General features: G+C 31.2%; 13 protein-coding genes. 9 read left to right on the forward strand and 4 right to left on the reverse strand.

Annotated features, from left to right (window positions below; all coding sequences use genetic code 11):
• Window positions 1-252: 252 nt before the first annotated feature.
• Window positions 253-3,063 carry a helix-turn-helix and ligand-binding sensor domain-containing protein gene (locus tag ABWP60_RS05630; RefSeq protein ID WP_353149736.1) on the reverse strand — a complete coding sequence of 937 codons (2,811 nt, stop codon included), beginning with the start codon at window positions 3,061-3,063 and terminating at the stop codon, window positions 253-255.
• A gap of 110 nt (window positions 3,064-3,173) precedes the next feature.
• Entirely contained in the window at window positions 3,174-4,940 is a 1,767-nt protein-coding gene (locus tag ABWP60_RS05635; RefSeq protein ID WP_353149738.1) for a T9SS type A sorting domain-containing protein, read from the reverse strand.
• 345 nt (window positions 4,941-5,285) lie between these two features.
• On the opposite strand from ABWP60_RS05635, the gene uvrA reads away from it, so the two are divergent.
• Genes uvrA through uvrB form a run of 4 tightly spaced genes read left to right on the forward strand, consistent with a single transcriptional unit; the run spans window position 5,286 to window position 10,619 of the window.
• Entirely contained in the window at window positions 5,286-8,093 is a 2,808-nt protein-coding gene (gene uvrA / locus ABWP60_RS05640) for an excinuclease ABC subunit UvrA (protein ID WP_353149741.1), read from the forward strand.
• A gap of 21 nt (window positions 8,094-8,114) precedes the next feature.
• Window positions 8,115-8,342, forward strand: a complete 228-nt coding sequence (locus tag ABWP60_RS05645) for a hypothetical protein (protein WP_353149744.1) — start codon at window positions 8,115-8,117, stop codon at window positions 8,340-8,342.
• A complete protein-coding gene (locus ABWP60_RS05650; RefSeq protein ID WP_353149746.1) occupies window positions 8,327-8,584 on the forward strand; it encodes a type II toxin-antitoxin system RelE/ParE family toxin in 258 nt (85 codons plus the stop codon). The genes ABWP60_RS05645 and ABWP60_RS05650 overlap by 16 nt, the downstream gene beginning before the upstream one ends.
• A 46-nt stretch (window positions 8,585-8,630) precedes the next feature.
• Window positions 8,631-10,619 carry an excinuclease ABC subunit UvrB gene (gene uvrB, locus ABWP60_RS05655; protein WP_353149749.1) on the forward strand — a complete coding sequence of 663 codons (1,989 nt, stop codon included), beginning with the start codon at window positions 8,631-8,633 and terminating at the stop codon, window positions 10,617-10,619.
• A gap of 10 nt (window positions 10,620-10,629) precedes the next feature.
• On the opposite strand, the gene mnmC2 is transcribed toward uvrB, so the two are convergent.
• The gene (mnmC2, locus tag ABWP60_RS05660; protein WP_353149752.1) at window positions 10,630-11,298 is read right to left on the reverse strand and encodes a tRNA (5-methylaminomethyl-2-thiouridine)(34)-methyltransferase MnmC2; all 669 of its coding nucleotides are present in this window, start codon (window positions 11,296-11,298) and stop codon (window positions 10,630-10,632) included.
• Between the two features lie 331 nt (window positions 11,299-11,629).
• Here mnmC2 and ABWP60_RS05665 point away from each other — a divergent pair, with 331 nt between their 5' ends.
• From ABWP60_RS05665 to ABWP60_RS05685, 5 genes are read left to right on the forward strand one after another with little or no spacing between them, the layout of a single operon-like run.
• Window positions 11,630-12,973 carry a DEAD/DEAH box helicase gene (locus ABWP60_RS05665; RefSeq protein WP_353149755.1) on the forward strand — a complete coding sequence of 448 codons (1,344 nt, stop codon included), beginning with the start codon at window positions 11,630-11,632 and terminating at the stop codon, window positions 12,971-12,973.
• A 31-nt stretch (window positions 12,974-13,004) separates the two neighbouring features.
• Complete coding sequence (locus ABWP60_RS05670; RefSeq protein WP_353149758.1) at window positions 13,005-14,933, forward strand: BatA domain-containing protein; 1,929 nt, start codon at window positions 13,005-13,007, stop codon at window positions 14,931-14,933.
• Window positions 14,930-16,186 carry a dihydroorotase gene (locus tag ABWP60_RS05675; RefSeq protein WP_353149761.1) on the forward strand — a complete coding sequence of 419 codons (1,257 nt, stop codon included), beginning with the start codon at window positions 14,930-14,932 and terminating at the stop codon, window positions 16,184-16,186. Before ABWP60_RS05670 ends, ABWP60_RS05675 begins: the two co-directional genes overlap by 4 nt.
• A complete protein-coding gene (locus tag ABWP60_RS05680; protein WP_353149764.1) occupies window positions 16,179-16,490 on the forward strand; it encodes a hypothetical protein in 312 nt (103 codons plus the stop codon). The genes ABWP60_RS05675 and ABWP60_RS05680 overlap by 8 nt, the downstream gene beginning before the upstream one ends.
• 3 nt (window positions 16,491-16,493) lie before the next feature.
• Complete coding sequence (locus ABWP60_RS05685; RefSeq protein WP_353149767.1) at window positions 16,494-17,129, forward strand: alpha/beta hydrolase; 636 nt, start codon at window positions 16,494-16,496, stop codon at window positions 17,127-17,129.
• A 61-nt stretch (window positions 17,130-17,190) separates the two neighbouring features.
• Here the strand turns inward: ABWP60_RS05685 and ABWP60_RS05690 are convergent.
• A partial coding sequence (locus tag ABWP60_RS05690; protein WP_353149770.1) for a T9SS type B sorting domain-containing protein occupies window positions 17,191-17,483 on the reverse strand: 293 nt, incomplete at its 5' end.

A 17,483-nucleotide genomic window follows, 5' to 3' on the forward strand; every position in this document is an offset into this window, starting at 1 on the left:
GTATTAGATTAAATTAATTAAAGTTTGTAAATATTTGTATGCAATTCAAAAATAATGATGAATTTTCATTAAAATAAGAAAAAAAAACACAACAAAAAACATACATGATAAAAAAACACATGTATAATTGTGAATTTATTAATAAAACAAGGCTTAAATATATAAAAATAACATAATTAAAATTATATAAAAATTGATATTCTTACTTTTGTTGAGGAAATGTATAGGCATTTTAGTGTAAAAATTCAGTGTCTAAATAGACAAAATATACTCTACTAATCCTTTTTCGTGAGGCAAATCAATTTTTTTACGCAAACGATATCTTTTAATTTCAACACTTCGTACAGATATATTTAAAAGTGGTGCAATTTCTTTTGAAGATAAGTTCAATCTTAAATAAGCACATAGTCTTAAATCGTTTGGCGTCAAAGAAGGATGGCTTTCTTTAACCTTCTTCAGAAAATTATTATCTGCACTATCAAAAGCTTCTTTAAAAATATCCCAAGTACTCTCATCCTTAACATTACTATTTATTGTGGAAATCACAGCCTTTATGCTTCTATTAGTTGAACTATCAGTTGAGTTTTTAAGATCTGCTTTAATAATATTTAGTAGTTCTGTTTTCTTAATAAGGTTCATCGTTGAAACGGCCAATTCTTTGCTCTTCTTATCAACATCTTGAATTAACTGTTCATTCTTAATTTTCATAATTTTTTGTTCATTCTCTAATTCATTAAGCTCCAATAAAATATTGTTTTCGGCGATAATTCTTTGATGTCTTTTTTCGTGAAAAACAGTATAAAATTTATGAATATAAAAACATATTATTAATAACAAAATAAAATAAAATAATTTTGCCCATGCATTCGCGTAGAAAGGTTTGGAAATTACAAAAGAATACGATTCAATATTATCTGTAATAGAATTTGCTACTTTGGCTCTAACATAAAATGTAAAATCACCTGCAGGTAAATTCTCAAATACAACTTTTGAATTAAAGGTCCAGTCACTCCACTTATCATTAAAACCTTCTAATTTATATTGATATTCTGCATTAATATAATTATCATATTCTGGAACAGTGTAACTAAATTCTAAATTATTTTGATCATGATTTAAATAAACTTTATCTTTTATTGAAATATTTAATGGTTTAGAATTAACTCCCGAATTTGAAATTCTAATTAACGAAACTTTATAATTGCTAAATTTGAAATCAATGTTTTTTAAAATATAATAACCATCTGTAGATCCAATTAAATAGTTTAAATCATTTAATTGTAAAATATTTTCATATCCTGGTATAGAATTGGTCATGGAAGACGGAATAGGTAAACTATTCTTTTTTAAATCTGCAGATAGCTTTCCTGCTGAAAAGTAATGAATGTAGTTTTTGGTGAAAAACCAAAGTTTATTTGACTTATCTACAATCATTTTACCTGTGACATATTCGTCATTTTCAAATATAGAACTTAACGACATGTCTTTAACAAACTGTTTTGTTTTATTATTTAATTTGAAAACCCCGTCTTTATATGCATAGTAAATCTGATTATTATATTTCACTAAACAAGCATTTTTACCCTTAATTGGTTTCTTAAACTTGATAACTTTAGTGGCTTTTGTTAATAAATTATCAATAGAGAATTTATAAACTCCTTTATATTCATGACTTACAAAAATATCTTTGTTATTTAGAATCTCAAAATGTTTTGAGGAATAATCAAAACCTTTAATTTTGTTTTTAAAAACCCAACCTTTTGGACTTTTCTCTATAACTGAAATTCCATTATAATTTCCTTGTAAAATAAAATTCTCTCCATTTAAATGGGGTTCAAACTTCCAAGTTCCAGAACCAGAAAAAATTTGATTGGCAATGGATCCATTTATTATAAAAGTTCCCGAATCATGGCCGCAAAAAAGGGTATTCTTAAATGAAAATAAAGACCAAACTTGTCCTTTGGTGTTTTGAACAAATTCAAATTTAGTAGAAGAATTCAAATCTTTATAAAAAAGCCCTTGATTTGTTCCAATATATAGTTTATTGTTGTGTGTAGCTGAAGTATAAATTGCTCCTAAAATACCTGTGTTATCTAAATAACTATTTATAGGAGATTTTAAATTAATACAGTTAATTCCATTATCTAATCCTATCCATAAATTTTTATCTACATCTTCAAATAATGAAAGAGCTGTATTATTACTTAATCCAGAGTTTTGAGTGATATGATAAATTAATTTTCCCTCTTTGGATAAAATAAAAATTCCATTAGAAATTGAACCAAGCGCTACACTTTCATCATTTAATAATTGACTACTGTAAATATTACTTAGCTGTATTTCAGAATCAATATTGGTTTGAAATTTAGATAAAACACCATTTTTATATTTAAAAATACCTTGTTTTTGTGTAACTAAAAGTAACCCATCAGATGTTTCAAAAATATTAATGAGTTTATTTTGATTTATAATATCATTGCTTAAAAATAACTTGCTTTTCCCTTGATTTATTTCAAACAGACCATTAGGTGTTTGAAAATAAATTCCATTAGTAGTTTTAAAAGCTTTGTTAATAGTGCTTTTCGGTTCTATAATTGTAAACAACTTAGTTTTGGTATTATATGCGTAAATTTTTTCTAAAGATTGGAAAAGTATCCAGTTATCAAATGGAAAAATACCCCAAAATTGTTCATCATCTTTAATTTTAGACTTGATAGATTTGCTTAAAGATGTATAAAATAATTCTCCATTGACAGCCCGTTGCCAATAGCCAAATTCCATAAAAGCACCTGTATAAATTTTATCCTGAATACAATTTACAGATCGAATGATTGTTTCGTTAGGTGAGGGATTTAATATCCACTTTGAACCGTTAAATTCTAATAAACCTTCATTATTTGCAAAATAAATAAATCGTTGATTGTCTTGAGAAATCATCCAGTTTTGTATTCCAGCATTATAAATTTCTTTAGAATACTTAACAATTGGTGGTAATTGTTGCCCAGTACACACTAAAGAAAACAGAAATAATAAAAGTTGAATTTGAGTTTTTAGGAATTGCATTTTATTTTAATTAAAAAATAAAGATATATATTAAATGTATAATAAAAAAATGATTGATAAAAAAAAGACTGCCATTACTGACAGTCTTAAAAAAATTTGAAATAGAAAAACTATTCTTTTATAAATTTAGTTGATGAAGTAACTCCATCAACTACAGTTTTAATTACATAAATGCCTGCGTTTAATCCAGAAACGTCTAAACTTACTAACGCTTCATCAGTTAATTTGTTCATTACTTCTTGTCCTAAAACGTTAAAAATTGAAATATTCTGGATAGTTCCAACTGACTCAATATTTAATACATTAGATGTAGGATTTGGATAAAACTTTACTTTAGAAACGGCAAAGCTATCTGATGATAAAATGGTATTTTTGTGTAAATAAATATTATCTACATAAACAATTCCTAGATTTGAAGTAATTAAAAATTGATATAATTTTTCTCTAGCAAATGCAACACCAGGACCTTGAGGTGAAAATGTTGAAAGCGGCACATCAATAGAAACCCATGAACCTGTTGTTGTTGGTAAATGAGTTAATAAAAGGGCGTTAGTCTCTGCTACCATGGCAGCATGATTAGACCATTTAGGATTTAATACTTTACCCGTCAAATCAGTTCCAGAAGGAATAAAATAATCCATATGAAAATGTGTCATGTTTGTAGCATTTTCAAAATTTGTTAATTGAACACCTAAAAAATTTCCAAAAGTAATTCTTTTAATATCATCACCTGGAACAGAAACAAGATCTGAAATACTAGCAGTATCCCATGTTGTTGACCATTCAGTAACAGCAATATTAGTATAAGCATTACTAAATAGAGAAATAACATCAGTTGTGGCTCTTGCTGGCGGAGTTGGTGCGGCTACAGTTGGCCCAGTTGGTGGAAGTGGAAATGCAGCCTCCTGAGCTCTAATATTATCAACATAAAAAGTTAAGGGTACAATTGGATTGTTAAAACCGGTATTAGTGGAATTCCAATTTCCAAAGAAAATAATTTTCTCATATTCTCCATTCGCTGCAAGAGTACCATCCATAGGTGCCGCAAAATTGAAAGTTAATGTTTGCCATTGTCCAGGCGTAGTATATGCTTGTCCATTTGCTGATTCTGGAGCACCTGCTCCTCCTTGTGCAACTTTTGCTAACACATTAAATGCTTGAGTACAAAATACATCTACAGTCATTGTTTTGTTAGTTGTTAATTTAGCTTTTTTGGTAGTTTGCTGAAATTCAATACCTTGATAAGTTTGACCACCTGCTGATCCTTGAACACCTTTAAAAACTTGTCCGTTTGTACCGCCTATTAAGGGATTTGCAGCTATTGAAGCAATAGCACCTTCAAAACCAGAAATTGCAGTATAATTAGCAGCAATCTCGAAATTTTGTATTAATGGAAGAACTTCTATAACAGATACGTTATCAATAAATACAAATCCTGTAGCATTACCCATATCAAAAATAACTCTATCATTAACAGTATTACCATAATTGATGGTAAATTCATAACTGAAAGTTTGAGGAGTAGAAGTTAATACTGCTGTTGCTGTTAACGCTTCATAAGGTGCACCCGTTTGTCCTAAACCAGCAATTAAAGTTCTTGTACCAGTTGTCGTAGCAGTAAAAGCATCAAATTTTAACAAATAAGTTTTACCATCTATTAAATTAACTTGCTGGCTTAAATTTACATCCCATGGATTTCCTGCAGCTAGTACTTCAGCTTGGTTAACAAAATTTGAAGCACCCAAATCAACAACATTGGCAGCATTACCTGTCCAAGGTGCGGCAGTACCTGTTTGAAAATTTCCATTTGTAACTAGATTTTGTGAAAAACCTAAAAAAGAAATTAAAAATGTAATTAAACACGTAATTTTTTTCATAATATTAAATTTAATTGGTTAAAAATTTATAAAAGTAAAATTAATAAAAAATATAAATGCACAATTTTTAATACATATATAGAAACTATACATTTAATTTTATTTTGCAAAAATAAGAATTTTTTTTATAATTACACAAAATATTGATTTTCAGTTATTTGTTTTTAATTTTATTAAAATATAATAATTGATGTATAGCTAATGTATGGTTTAAAATAAGAATTAATAATTCAACTACAACGATTTCATAGGTTGCGTTTATAAATTTTTATTCATCTGAAAGAAGAATTGATACATTTAGCCTTATAATTAATTATCTTTGCCATTCTTATAAAAAACACAACGATGCCATCAGATTTTTCTTCTTTAGAACCCAAAAAATTTATTTTGATAAAAGGGGCACAATTGCACAATTTAAAAAATATTGATGTTGCCATTCCAAGAAATCAAATGGTAGTGATTACTGGGCTTTCTGGATCTGGAAAATCAAGTTTAGCCTTTGATACACTATATGCAGAAGGACAAAGACGTTATGTTGAAAGTTTATCTTCTTACGCACGTCAATTCCTAGGAAAATTAGACAAGCCGAAAGTAGAATACATTAAAGGAATTGCGCCTGCCATTGCCATTGAACAAAAAGTAAATACTACAAACGCGCGCTCAACAGTTGGAACATCAACAGAAATATACGATTACTTAAAATTATTATTTGCTAGAATTGGAAGAACCTATTCGCCAATTTCAGGTGAAGAAGTAAAAAAACATACCGTTTCTGATGTAGTAAAATTCATACAATCATTAGATATTGATTCGAAATGGCTCCTTCTAGCTCCCATTCATTTGGAAGAAGGCAGAAAATTACACGACAAACTTAACGTTTTATTACAACAAGGTTTTGCAAGAGTACTTATAGACAATAAAACGGTTCGATTAGACGATTTTGTTTCGACTTTGGAAATGATTGACGAATCTACAATGGCTAAGAAAGAAATAGTATTAGTTATTGATAGAATCGTAGTGCAATCAGATGAAGAATTTTTAAATCGTATTGCCGATGCCATACAAATTGCTTTTTATGAAGGAAAAGGGGAATTGTACTTACAAGAACCTGAAAAAATAAATCGCAAGGTTTTTAACTCTAATTTTCAATTAGACGGATTGGATTTCTTAGAACCAAACATTCATTTATTCAGTTTTAACAATCCGTATGGCGCTTGCCCAACTTGTGAAGGCTACGGAAGTGTGATTGGTATAGACGAAGAACTTGTGGTGCCAAACACCGCGCTTTCTGTATATGAAAACGCTATTTATCCTTGGCGAGGTGAAAGTATGGGTTGGTACCGAGACCAATTGGTTAATAATTCACATCATTTTCATTTTCCTATCCATAAGCCTTATTTTGAATTATCAGAAGCGCACAAAGCACTTGTTTGGAATGGAAATAAGTATTTCACAGGATTAAATGCTTTTTTTGCTGATTTAGAAGCGAATAACTATAAAATTCAAAATCGTGTGATGCTTTCGCGTTACAGAGGGAAGACAAAATGCCACGCCTGTAAAGGAAAAAGATTACGTGCAGAAACCAATAATATTAAAGTAGCAGGAAAAACCATTTCTGACTTAGTAGATTTGCCAATTATTAAATTAATTCCATTTTTTAATACCATTGAATTATCAGAATATGATGAAAAAGTAGCAAAACGATTACTTTTAGAAATAAAAAACCGTTTAGCATTTTTATATAACGTAGGATTAAATTATTTAAGTTTAAACAGACAATCGGCATCTCTTTCTGGTGGCGAATCGCAACGAATTAATTTGGCTACTTCTTTAGGAAGCTCGTTGGTGGGTTCTATGTATATTTTAGATGAGCCAAGTATTGGTTTGCACCCAAAAGATACTGAAAAATTGATTGAAGTTTTACTGAACTTAAAAAAATTGGGCAATACGGTAATTATAGTAGAACACGACGAAGATATTATGAAAGCCGCCGATATGATTATAGATATTGGTCCAGAAGCGGGAACTTTGGGTGGTAATTTAGTCGCACAAGGTACCTATAAAGAAATTCTGAAGTCAGATTCGTTAACCTCAAGATACTTAAACGGAAAAGAAAAAATTGAAGTGCCAAAAGTTCGAAGAAAATTCAAAAATCATATAGATATTATTGGCGCAAGAGAAAACAACTTAAAAAATATTGATGTCACTTTTCCATTGGATTGCTTAACCGTAATTACTGGTGTTTCTGGTAGTGGAAAAAGTACTTTAGTAAAAAAGATATTGTTTCCTGCCTTACAGAAAAAACTGACAGGAATTGGCGACAAGGCAGGTCAATTTACCAGTTTAGAAGGCAGTTATTCGCACCTTAAAAACATTGAATATGTAGACCAAAATCCTATTGGAAGAAGTTCGCGTTCCAATCCAGTAACGTATATAAAAGCGTACGATGATATAAGAGAATTATATGCCAAACAAACCACTTCCAAGTTGAGAAATTACCAAGCCAAACACTTTTCATTTAATGTAGATGGTGGAAGATGTGAAACGTGCAAAGGCGATGGCGAAGTAACCATTGAAATGCAATTTATGGCCGATGTGCATTTAGAATGTGAAACTTGTAATGGAAAACGATTCAAAAAAGAAGTTTTGGAAGTGAATTTCGAAAGCAAAAACATCGACAACATTCTAAAAATGACCATTGATGAAGCCGTAATGTTCTTCGAAACACATGGTCAAAATAAAATTACGCAAAAGTTACAACCATTAAAAGATGTAGGTTTAGGATATGTCCAATTAGGACAATCGTCTTCTACGCTTTCTGGTGGTGAAGCACAACGTATTAAGTTGGCCTCGTTTTTAGTAAAAGGCGCCACCAAAGAAAAAATGCTATTTGTTTTTGATGAACCCACAACTGGTTTGCATTTTCACGACATAAAAAAATTATTAAAATCATTTGATGCCTTACTTGATAAAGGACATTCCATAATCGTAATTGAACACAATTTAGAACTTATAAAATGCGCCGATTACATTATCGACATCGGTCCTGAAGGTGGAGAAAATGGTGGGCAATTGGTCGCTTTTGGCACACCAGAAGAAATCGCAAAAAATAAAAAATCGTTGACAGGAAAATATTTGGCTGAAAAATTGTAATTTCGATAAAATTTCAAAAGTATGAACACGTTAGAATTGAAAAACATATTAATTGAAGAAATAAATCAAATTGAAGACAAATCTTTTTTAAATGCTTTGAGAACTATAGTTGAATCAAAAATTAAAAAAGAGAATCTTTATGACGATTATAATTCGGAGATTTTAATGGCGGAAGAAGATATTGAAAAAGGTTATACCGTTTCTCATAATGAGGTAAAAGCTAAAATTGACGAATGGAAAAAGAAATAATTTGGACTAAAACCGCTTTAGAACAATTAGAAAATATTTATTTCTATTTAATAAAAAAAACAAAAAGCAAAACTACTTCAAATAAAGTTATTGCCACCATATATGAATCTGTAACAATTCTAAAATCAAATTGGGAAATTTATGAGTTGGATGAAATGAAAAAATCTAATTCTGGAAATTTTAGAGCCTTTGAAATTTATAATTATAGAATTTCATACAAAGTTACACCAAACGAAATATAAATAATTAGGATCAGACATACGAAACGAAATCCTATAAAAATCTAAAATGAAATTCCAAGTAGTATCCGATTACATTCCCACTGGAGACCAGCCGCAAGCCATTGAAAAATTAGCTAAAGGCATCATCAATGGCGAAAAATACCAAACCTTATTAGGTGTTACGGGTTCAGGAAAAACATTTACCGTAGCTAATGTGGTGCAAGAAGTGCAGAAACCTACTTTAGTTTTAGCACACAACAAAACCTTAGCGGCACAATTGTATTCGGAATTTAAGCAATTTTTTCCTAATAATTCGGTGCAGTATTTTGTTTCGTATTACGATTATTACCAACCCGAAGCCTTTATTCCGGTAACGGGAACTTATATTGAAAAAGACTTATCTATTAACGAAGAACTCGAAAAACTTCGTTTAAGCACTACCTCTGCCCTACTTTCTGGTCGTAGAGATATTATTGTAATTTCATCAGTTTCTTGCTTGTATGGAATTGGAAATCCGGTTGAATTTCAGAAAAATGTGATTTCTTTAAAAAGCGGACAAGCCATTTCTCGAACCAAATTATTGCATCAATTGGTGCAAAGTTTATATGCGCGTACCGAAATGGAATTTACACCAGGAACCTTTCGTATCAAAGGCGATACGGTTGAAGTTTTTCCAAGTTATGGCGACGAACCTTTTCGAATTCACTTTTTTGGCGATGAAATTGAAGAAATTGAAGCGTTTGATGCCCGAACGTCTCAGGTATTGGAAAAATACGATTCGTTAAGCATTTATCCTGCCAATATGTTTGTGACTTCTCCAGATGTTTTACAAAAAGCCATTTGGGAAATCCAACAAGATATGGTAAAACAAGTCGAATATTTCCGAGAAATTGGCAAACATTTAGAAGCCAAACGATTAGAAGAACGCACCAATTTCGATTTAGAAATGATTCGCGAATTGGGCTATTGTTCTGGAATTGAAAACTATTCGCGTTACCTGGATGGTCGAGAACCGGGAACGCGTCCTTTCTGTTTATTAGACTATTTTCCAGACGATTATTTAATGGTTATTGATGAAAGTCACGTAACCATATCGCAAGTACACGCTATGTATGGTGGCGACAGAAGCCGAAAAGAAAACTTGGTAGAATACGGATTTCGTTTGCCAGCCGCAATGGACAACCGCCCTTTAAAATTTGAAGAATTTGAAGCGCTACAAAATCAAGTAGTTTATGTTTCTGCCACGCCTGCCGACTATGAAATGCAAAAATCAGAAGGTGTCTATGTAGAGCAAATTATTCGTCCAACAGGTTTGTTAGATCCGATTATTGAAATTCGTCCAAGTGCGAATCAAATAGACGATTTAATTGAAGAAATTCAATTGCGTTGCGAAGCCGACGAGCGTGTTTTAGTCACTACGTTAACCAAACGAATGGCAGAAGAATTAGCCAAATACCTAACCAAAGTTTCGATACGATGCCGTTACATTCATTCCGATGTAGATACTTTGGAACGTGTAGAAATTATGCAAGACTTACGAAAAGGCGTTTTTGATGTGCTAATTGGCGTGAACTTATTACGTGAAGGATTAGATTTACCCGAAGTATCGCTTGTAGCGATTTTAGATGCAGACAAAGAAGGTTTTTTACGTAGCAAACGTTCGTTAACGCAAACCGTTGGAAGAGCCGCCAGAAACCTTAACGGAAAAGCCATTATGTATGCCGACAAAATTACGGCAAGCATGCAACACACCATAGACGAAACCATTTACCGACGTGAAAAACAAACGGCTTACAATACCTTACATGGCAAAACGCCACAATCTTTAAACAAAAGTTTAGGAAACGCGTTTGGTGCCAACTCTGTTTCTACACAATACTTCGAAAACCAAGCGTATAAAGCCGCAGAACCCGAAAGCGAGTACCTAAGCAAACCCGAAATTGAAAAGAAAATTAGAGACAAACGTAAACTAATGGAAAAAGCCGCTAAAGAATTAGACTTTATGCAAGCCGCCAAGTTTAGAGATGAAATAAAAGCACTACAAGAAAAGTTGTAGGATAAGATTTTTACCCAATTTTCAACGCACGTAACATCTCTCTTTTCCCAGGTGCGCCTGGTAGTTTCATCGTTTGGAAACCAACTGCTTGCATAGCATTTTTAATGGTGGTTCGGCACGCATATGTGGTTAATATGCCGTTGTTTTTTAAGGCAATATACATTTTCTCAAAAATAGCTTCATTCCATAATTCGGGTTGCACGTTGTAGCCAAAAGCATCAAAATAAACTATATCAAACGCGTTTTCATCCGTAATGTCAGAAAAAAACTGCTTGCGTTTGGTTAAGGTAAAATATGGCGTTACTTCAGTAGTTACTTCCCAAGGCAACGTATGAAGTTGTTCAAAATCCACTTGACGGTTGGGTACTTCCAATTGTGTGGCGTAATTTAATTGCACAATTTCATCTAAAGTTACTGGATACGCTTCTACTCCAATATAATTGACTTTAATCTGCTGTTTTTCGGCTTCTAACATCGTAATTAATGCATTTAATCCGGTACCAAAACCAATTTCTAAAATCGAAATTTCCAAAACGTCCTCAAAAAGCGCCAATCCGTTTTTTATAAATACGTGTTTTGCTTCTTGTATCGCACCAAATTTAGAATGATAGGTTTCCTCCCATTCTGGAATATAAATAGACGTAGAACCGTCTTTCGTAATGATAATTTCGTGTTTCATAATGAAGGTGAAAGGACAAAGGTAAAAGAAATCAATGGCAATGGCAAAAACCAATAGAAATAGCAATATAAAAAATCAGTGGAAATCCTTTAAATCTGTCAAATCCGTGTTCCTATCATTTTCAATATCAATGGCAAAAATCAATAGAAATAGCAATAACAATGAAATAGCAATGACAAAATCAAAAATCAATAGCAAACTTTTTAAAATAAAAAAATCCATTAAATCCGTTACATTTGTCAAATCCGTGTTCCTATCAAAAACCAACTAACCATCTAAAAGATTGCTTCACAAACTCTCAATCACTATCTTTGTCTAAATTTTCATACAAATGGTTACATTCGAACAACTTAATCTTCCAATTTCGCTACAAAAAGCTATAGACGATTTAGGTTTCACCACTCCTACGCCAATTCAAACAAAGGCCTTTCCAATTATTATGTCTGGTAGAGATGTGATGGGAATTGCACAAACCGGAACGGGAAAAACGTTTGCCTATTTGTTACCTATTCTAAAACAATGGCGTTTTGTAAATACCGATATTCCGAGAGTGCTTATTTTAGTGCCTACTCGAGAATTGGTAGTGCAAGTGCACGAAGAAATTGAAAAATTAACCAAATACATGAGTGTGCGTTCACTTGCCGTTTATGGTGGGGTGAACATCAATACGCAAAAGAAAGACATTTATTCTGGAATTGATATTGTGGTGGGAACACCTGGTAGAATAATGGATTTGGCGTTAGATAATGTGTTGCGTTTTGACGATTTACAAAAATTAGTGATTGATGAATTTGATGAAATTTTAAATTTAGGATTTCGAGTACAACTAACTTCTATTTTATCGATGATGCGTTCGAAAAGACAAAACATTTTATTTTCGGCCACTATGACAGAAGAAGTAGATGATTTGTTAGATGAATTTTTCGAATTTCCAGAAGAAGTCTCGTTAGCACCAAGTGGTACTCCATTAGAGCAAATTGAACAACGTGCTTATGTGGTGCCGAACTTTTTAACGAAGATTAATTTACTTAAACATTTATTACAAGACGACTCATACAGCCGAATTTTATTGTTTGTAAACAGTAAAAGAATGGCCGATTTTTTATTAGAACATTTAGAAGAAGATTTTCCAGGTCAGTTTGGAACGGTACACTCCAATAAAACGCAAAATTACCGTTTAAATATGATGGAAAATTTTCAATCTGGAGAAATTAGAGGTTTAGTAACGACTGATATTATGGCTCGTGGATTGGATATTACAGATATTACACATGTAATTAATATGCAATTTCCTGAAATCCCAGAGCAATATATGCACAGAATTGGTCGTACGGGTCGTGCCGATAAAGCGGGTGTTGCCATCAGTTTTATTGGTCCGAAAGAAGACGAATTTCAGTTGGAAGTGGAAATGCTAATGCAAACCGAAATTAAGATTCATGAAATTCCTTCAGATGTTAAAATTGAACAACAACGCTTAGAATTCGAGAAAGATCAAAAGAAAGTAAAAACGCTTTTGAAACGTGTAAAGAAAACGGGCGGCGATGCTTTTGAGAAAAAATCGGAGAAAAATAGCAAAGTCAATTTAGGAGGTCCTGGAAAAAGAACACCAAGAAAAACCGCTTCCAGAAACCGAGGAATTGAAAGAAAACGAGACGAAAAGAAAAAGAAAAAGTAATTTTTAGTATTTTTGAAAAACTTTAATAAAAATGCAATTTAAAAACCCAGAAATTCTATATTTTTTATTTCTATTGATTCTACCAATTTTGGTACATCTTTTTCAATTGAGACGATTTAAAAAACAAGAATTTACGAATGTTAAATTGCTAAAAGAACTCGAAGTTCAAACCCGTAAAAGTGCTACAATTAAGAAATGGCTGTTATTAGTCACTCGATTATTACTTTTAACCGCTTTAATTTTTGCTTTCGCACAACCTTTTTTTAAAGCGAAAGATTTCGATAAAAAAAACAACGAACTGATTTTGGTAATCGACAATTCCTTTTCGATGCAAGCCAAAGGTAAAAGTGGCGAATTGTTGAAAAGAACCATTCAGGATATATTAGAAAACACACCAGAAGACCAACAATTATCGGTACTCACCAACGATGAAAACTTTTACGATACGAATATTAGAAACATTCAAAAAGAATTACAAAATTTAAACTACTCTTCTACTCCATTTAATCCTGCCGCAATTATCACGAGAATTGAAGCAAAAAAACCGGGCGTTCCGAAAGATATTTTATTTATTTCCGATGCAGTAGGTTTAAAAAATGAATTGAAAACCAATTTAAGCGAATCGTCATCCTTATATTATCAAACGGTAGAAGCGAAAGAATCCAATAATATTGCTATTGAAAATGTACAAATCAGTCAGGTTTTAGATCAATTTTATGAGTTAAAAATCAGTATTAAATCGTACGGAGATTTTGAAAATGATGTGCCCATTTCAATGTATAATGGTAAAAAATTAGTTGGAAAAGCATTAATTTCAAAAGAAAAGCCGCAAAAAGAAATTTTATTTACTATTCCAAAAACAGATTTTCACGGCTATGTTTCCATTCAAGATAACAGTTTAGAATATGACAATTCGTTTTATTTTAGTATTTCGAAACCCCAAAAATCGAATGTAATTGCAGTTGGAAATAGCACTAAAAACAATTTCTTATCCAGAATTTATACTGCTGAAGAATTTAATTTTACTTCAACTGAATTAAATACCTTAAATTATAATACAATTGATGATGCAGATGCCATAATTTTAAATGAATTACCAACTATTCCAAACGCATTATCGGTAACGTTAAAAAATTACTACAGCAAAGGCGGAACAATTATTTTTATACCAGATGTAATGGGTTCCGTAGAAAATTACAATTTGTTTTTAAGTAATTTCAGTACCAATTCGCTATCAGAAAAAACAATAAAAGAAAAACAAATTACCCAAATAAGTTTCAATCATCCCATATATACCAACGTTTTTGATAAAAAAGTAAGCAATTTTCAATATCCAAAAACAAATGCGAATTTTAACGTAAACGGAAGTAATTTGCCCGTTTTACAATACGAGGACAAAAGTGTTTTCTTAGGAAATATCACCAATAAACTAGGGAATTTATACTTCTTTGCAACCTCAATAAATAAAGAAAATTCGAACTTTCAAAATTCGCCTTTAATTGTTCCCACGTTTTATAATATGGGACAAAACAATAATAAATCAGGGTTAAATGCCTTTATAATTGGTAACAACAATTACACAATTATTAACGAAACCATTGCAAAAGATAATGTTTTGAGTGTTACAAATGCTGAAAATAGTTTTATTCCAATGCAACAAATATTGAACAATAAAATAAAACTTACTTTCGGAAATTATCCAGAAAAATCAGGGAATTACGAAGTGTTAAAAGATAAAGAATCGCTTAAAAATATCAGTTTCAATTATCCAAGAAACGAAAGTGATTTATCGCAAATAAATACAGATTATTTTGATTCGTGTACGGAAGTAAATTCCGTATCCACGTTTTATACCGATATTCATTCTTCCAGAACTAGCAATGAAGTTTGGAAATATTTTATCTTTGCTACATTATTATTTTTACTAGTTGAATTACTAATCCAAAAATTTGTAAAATGAATCTTTTACTAAAAAACGCGACACTACTTGAAAGTCAAAACCCATTTCATAAGCAACAAGTTGATATTGAAATTACAAATGGTATTATTTCTAAAATTGGAAAAAATATAGCCATAAAAGACGGTTTTGAAGTCATTGAAAAAGAGAACTTACATATTTCTCAAGGCTGGTTAGATACTTCGGTAGTTTTTGGAGAACCTGGTTTTGAAACCACGGAAACCATAGAAAACGGACTAAAAGTAGCTGCTAAAAGTGGTTTCACTTCTGTTTTTTTACATTCTAATACACATCCAGCGATTGACAATCAAGCTGTAATTCAATTTATTACAAGCAAAGCGCAACATAGTATTTCTAATTTGCACATTGTAGGTTGTTTGACCAAAAATAGCGAAGGAACCGACTTAGCCGAACTTTTTGATATGAAAAATGCTGGTGTAGTAGCTTTTGGAGATTATAAAAAATCAATGACGAATGCGAATTTATTAAAAATTGCCTTTCAATATGTGGATAATTTTAACGGAATTTTGTTCGTACAACCAATGAATAAAGACCTAAAAGGAAAAGGATTTGTAAATGAAGGAGAAGTTGCAACGAAATTAGGATTGAAAGGAATTCCAGCTATGGCGGAAGAAATTGAAATTGAAAGAAACATCGCCTTGTTAGAATACACCAATGGAAAATTACATATTCCGACCATTACAACGAAAAATTCGGTAGATTTAATTGCGAAAGCGCAAGCGAAAGGGTTACAAATTACTTGTGGTGTTTCCGTAAACAATTTGGTTTTAACGGATGAAGAATTGGTAGATTTCAATTCAAATACGAAAATTTACCCACCTCTTCGCACAGAAACTGACAGAAAAGCTTTAATTGATGGCGTTTTAAATAATGTGATTTCAGTCATTACTTCAGATCATTGCCCGGTAAACATCGAACAAAAGCAATTAGAATACGATTTAGCAGATTATGGTTCAATTGGTTTAGAAAGTGCATTTGGTGCCTTACAAACGGTTTTACCAACGGAAGTTATTGTAGCCAAATTTACCGCTGCAATATCTTATTTCAACATAGAAAATAATACTATTACAGAAGGAAATAAAGCAGAACTTACTTTGTTTAATCCAGATGAAGAATGGATTTTCAACAAAGAAAATATTCTATCTTTTTCTAAGAACTCGATTATGTTAGGCAAGAAAATGAAAGGAAAAGTGTATGGAATTATTAATGACAGTAATATTTTGTTGAATGAATAAAATTAAATTTGCTGCTATAGTTTCTTATTTTGGAATTATTGGCATAATCTTTAGTAAAGCAATAAACAGTGAAGAAAAAAATGAATTTATCGATTTTCACTTTCGTCAAGCTTTTTTAATATCTATAATTATTTTAAGTTTTAACTTTTTTAATTATGGTTTAGACAATTCAATATTTAGAACAATAATTTGGTCGATATCTATCTTTTTAAAATGTATTGGAATTTATTATGCTTTTAATAATCAACAAAAAAACATTCCAATACTTGGCGAATATGCTCAAAAGTGGTTTAAAAATTTATAATTTATGAGTTTAGAATATTTGGTAAAACCGCCAAAAGAAATAAAAGAAAAAAATGGCGCATTACTTTTAATTCATGGTTATGGCAGTAATGAAGAAGATTTATTTTCTTTTGCACCTCAATTGCCTGAAGATGTATATGTAATTTCAATTCGTGCGCCCTACAATTTACAACCTTATGGCTATGCATGGTATGAAATTACTTTTGATGCCGATGAAAATAAGTTTTCAAATAACGAACAAGCTAAAGAATCTTTACAACTAATCGCAAATTTTATTGATGAAATTTCAGAAAAATTACCTTTAGACAAATCGAATATTTCATTGATAGGATTTAGTCAAGGTGCGATTTTAAGTTATGGAATGGCGTTTACGTATCCAAATAAAATTAATAAAGTTGTGGCTTTAAGTGGTTATTTAAACGAACAAATTTTACCAGAAAATTATGATGTAAATCAAATTAATCACATTGATTTTTTTGCTTCTCATGGCACACAAGACCAAGTAATTCCTGTGGAATGGGCAAGAAAAACAGCACCTTATTTAGAGAAATTAGGTTTGCGCATTATGTATAAAGAATATCCTGTAGGACATGGCGTAGCACCACAAAATTTTTGGGATTTTAAAAATTGGTTAGATTAAAATTACTTTTAAAAGAAAATAAAAATGGCTCCGAATTCGGAGCCATTTTTATTTTCTATGCTTATCTTTTTAAAGCGAAGTGTGCTTTAAATTGTTTTTGTTGGTCATTTTCTTTATAATCAATGGTAAACCAATAGTCTGTTGATGGCATTACAGAACCAATATAAGTTCCATCCCAACCCTGACTAGTTGCAATTGGAGTAATTTGTTTTAATAACTTACCGTATCTATCATAAATATAAATCTTAGCATCTGGTTGATCCAATCCTTCAATATTCCACGTATCATGAATTCCATCCCCATTTGGTGTAAAATATTTAGGATAATCAATTACCAATACTTCTGTAGTTAAGT

Origin of the sequence: Flavobacterium sp., from assembly GCF_040402895.1 — a bacterium.
GTDB lineage: Bacteria > Bacteroidota > Bacteroidia > Flavobacteriales > Flavobacteriaceae > Flavobacterium.

Excerpts from the sequence above, each read along its gene's own strand:
- ABWP60_RS05675 (WP_353149761.1), top strand. The coding sequence starts at position 14,930 with ATGAATCTTTTACTAAAAAACGCGACACTACTTGAAAGTCAAAACCCA.
- ABWP60_RS05635 (WP_353149738.1), bottom strand. The coding sequence starts at position 4,940 with ATGAAAAAAATTACGTGTTTAATTACATTTTTAATTTCTTTTTTAGGT.
- ABWP60_RS05650 (WP_353149746.1), top strand. The coding sequence starts at position 8,327 with ATGGAAAAAGAAATAATTTGGACTAAAACCGCTTTAGAACAATTAGAA.
- mnmC2 (WP_353149752.1), bottom strand. The coding sequence starts at position 11,298 with ATGAAACACGAAATTATCATTACGAAAGACGGTTCTACGTCTATTTAT.
- ABWP60_RS05680 (WP_353149764.1), top strand. The coding sequence starts at position 16,179 with ATGAATAAAATTAAATTTGCTGCTATAGTTTCTTATTTTGGAATTATT.
- uvrB (WP_353149749.1), top strand. The coding sequence starts at position 8,631 with ATGAAATTCCAAGTAGTATCCGATTACATTCCCACTGGAGACCAGCCG.
- ABWP60_RS05685 (WP_353149767.1), top strand. The coding sequence starts at position 16,494 with ATGAGTTTAGAATATTTGGTAAAACCGCCAAAAGAAATAAAAGAAAAA.
- ABWP60_RS05645 (WP_353149744.1), top strand. The coding sequence starts at position 8,115 with ATGAACACGTTAGAATTGAAAAACATATTAATTGAAGAAATAAATCAA.
- ABWP60_RS05670 (WP_353149758.1), top strand. The coding sequence starts at position 13,005 with ATGCAATTTAAAAACCCAGAAATTCTATATTTTTTATTTCTATTGATT.
- uvrA (WP_353149741.1), top strand. The coding sequence starts at position 5,286 with ATGCCATCAGATTTTTCTTCTTTAGAACCCAAAAAATTTATTTTGATA.
- ABWP60_RS05665 (WP_353149755.1), top strand. The coding sequence starts at position 11,630 with ATGGTTACATTCGAACAACTTAATCTTCCAATTTCGCTACAAAAAGCT.
- ABWP60_RS05630 (WP_353149736.1), bottom strand. The coding sequence starts at position 3,063 with ATGCAATTCCTAAAAACTCAAATTCAACTTTTATTATTTCTGTTTTCT.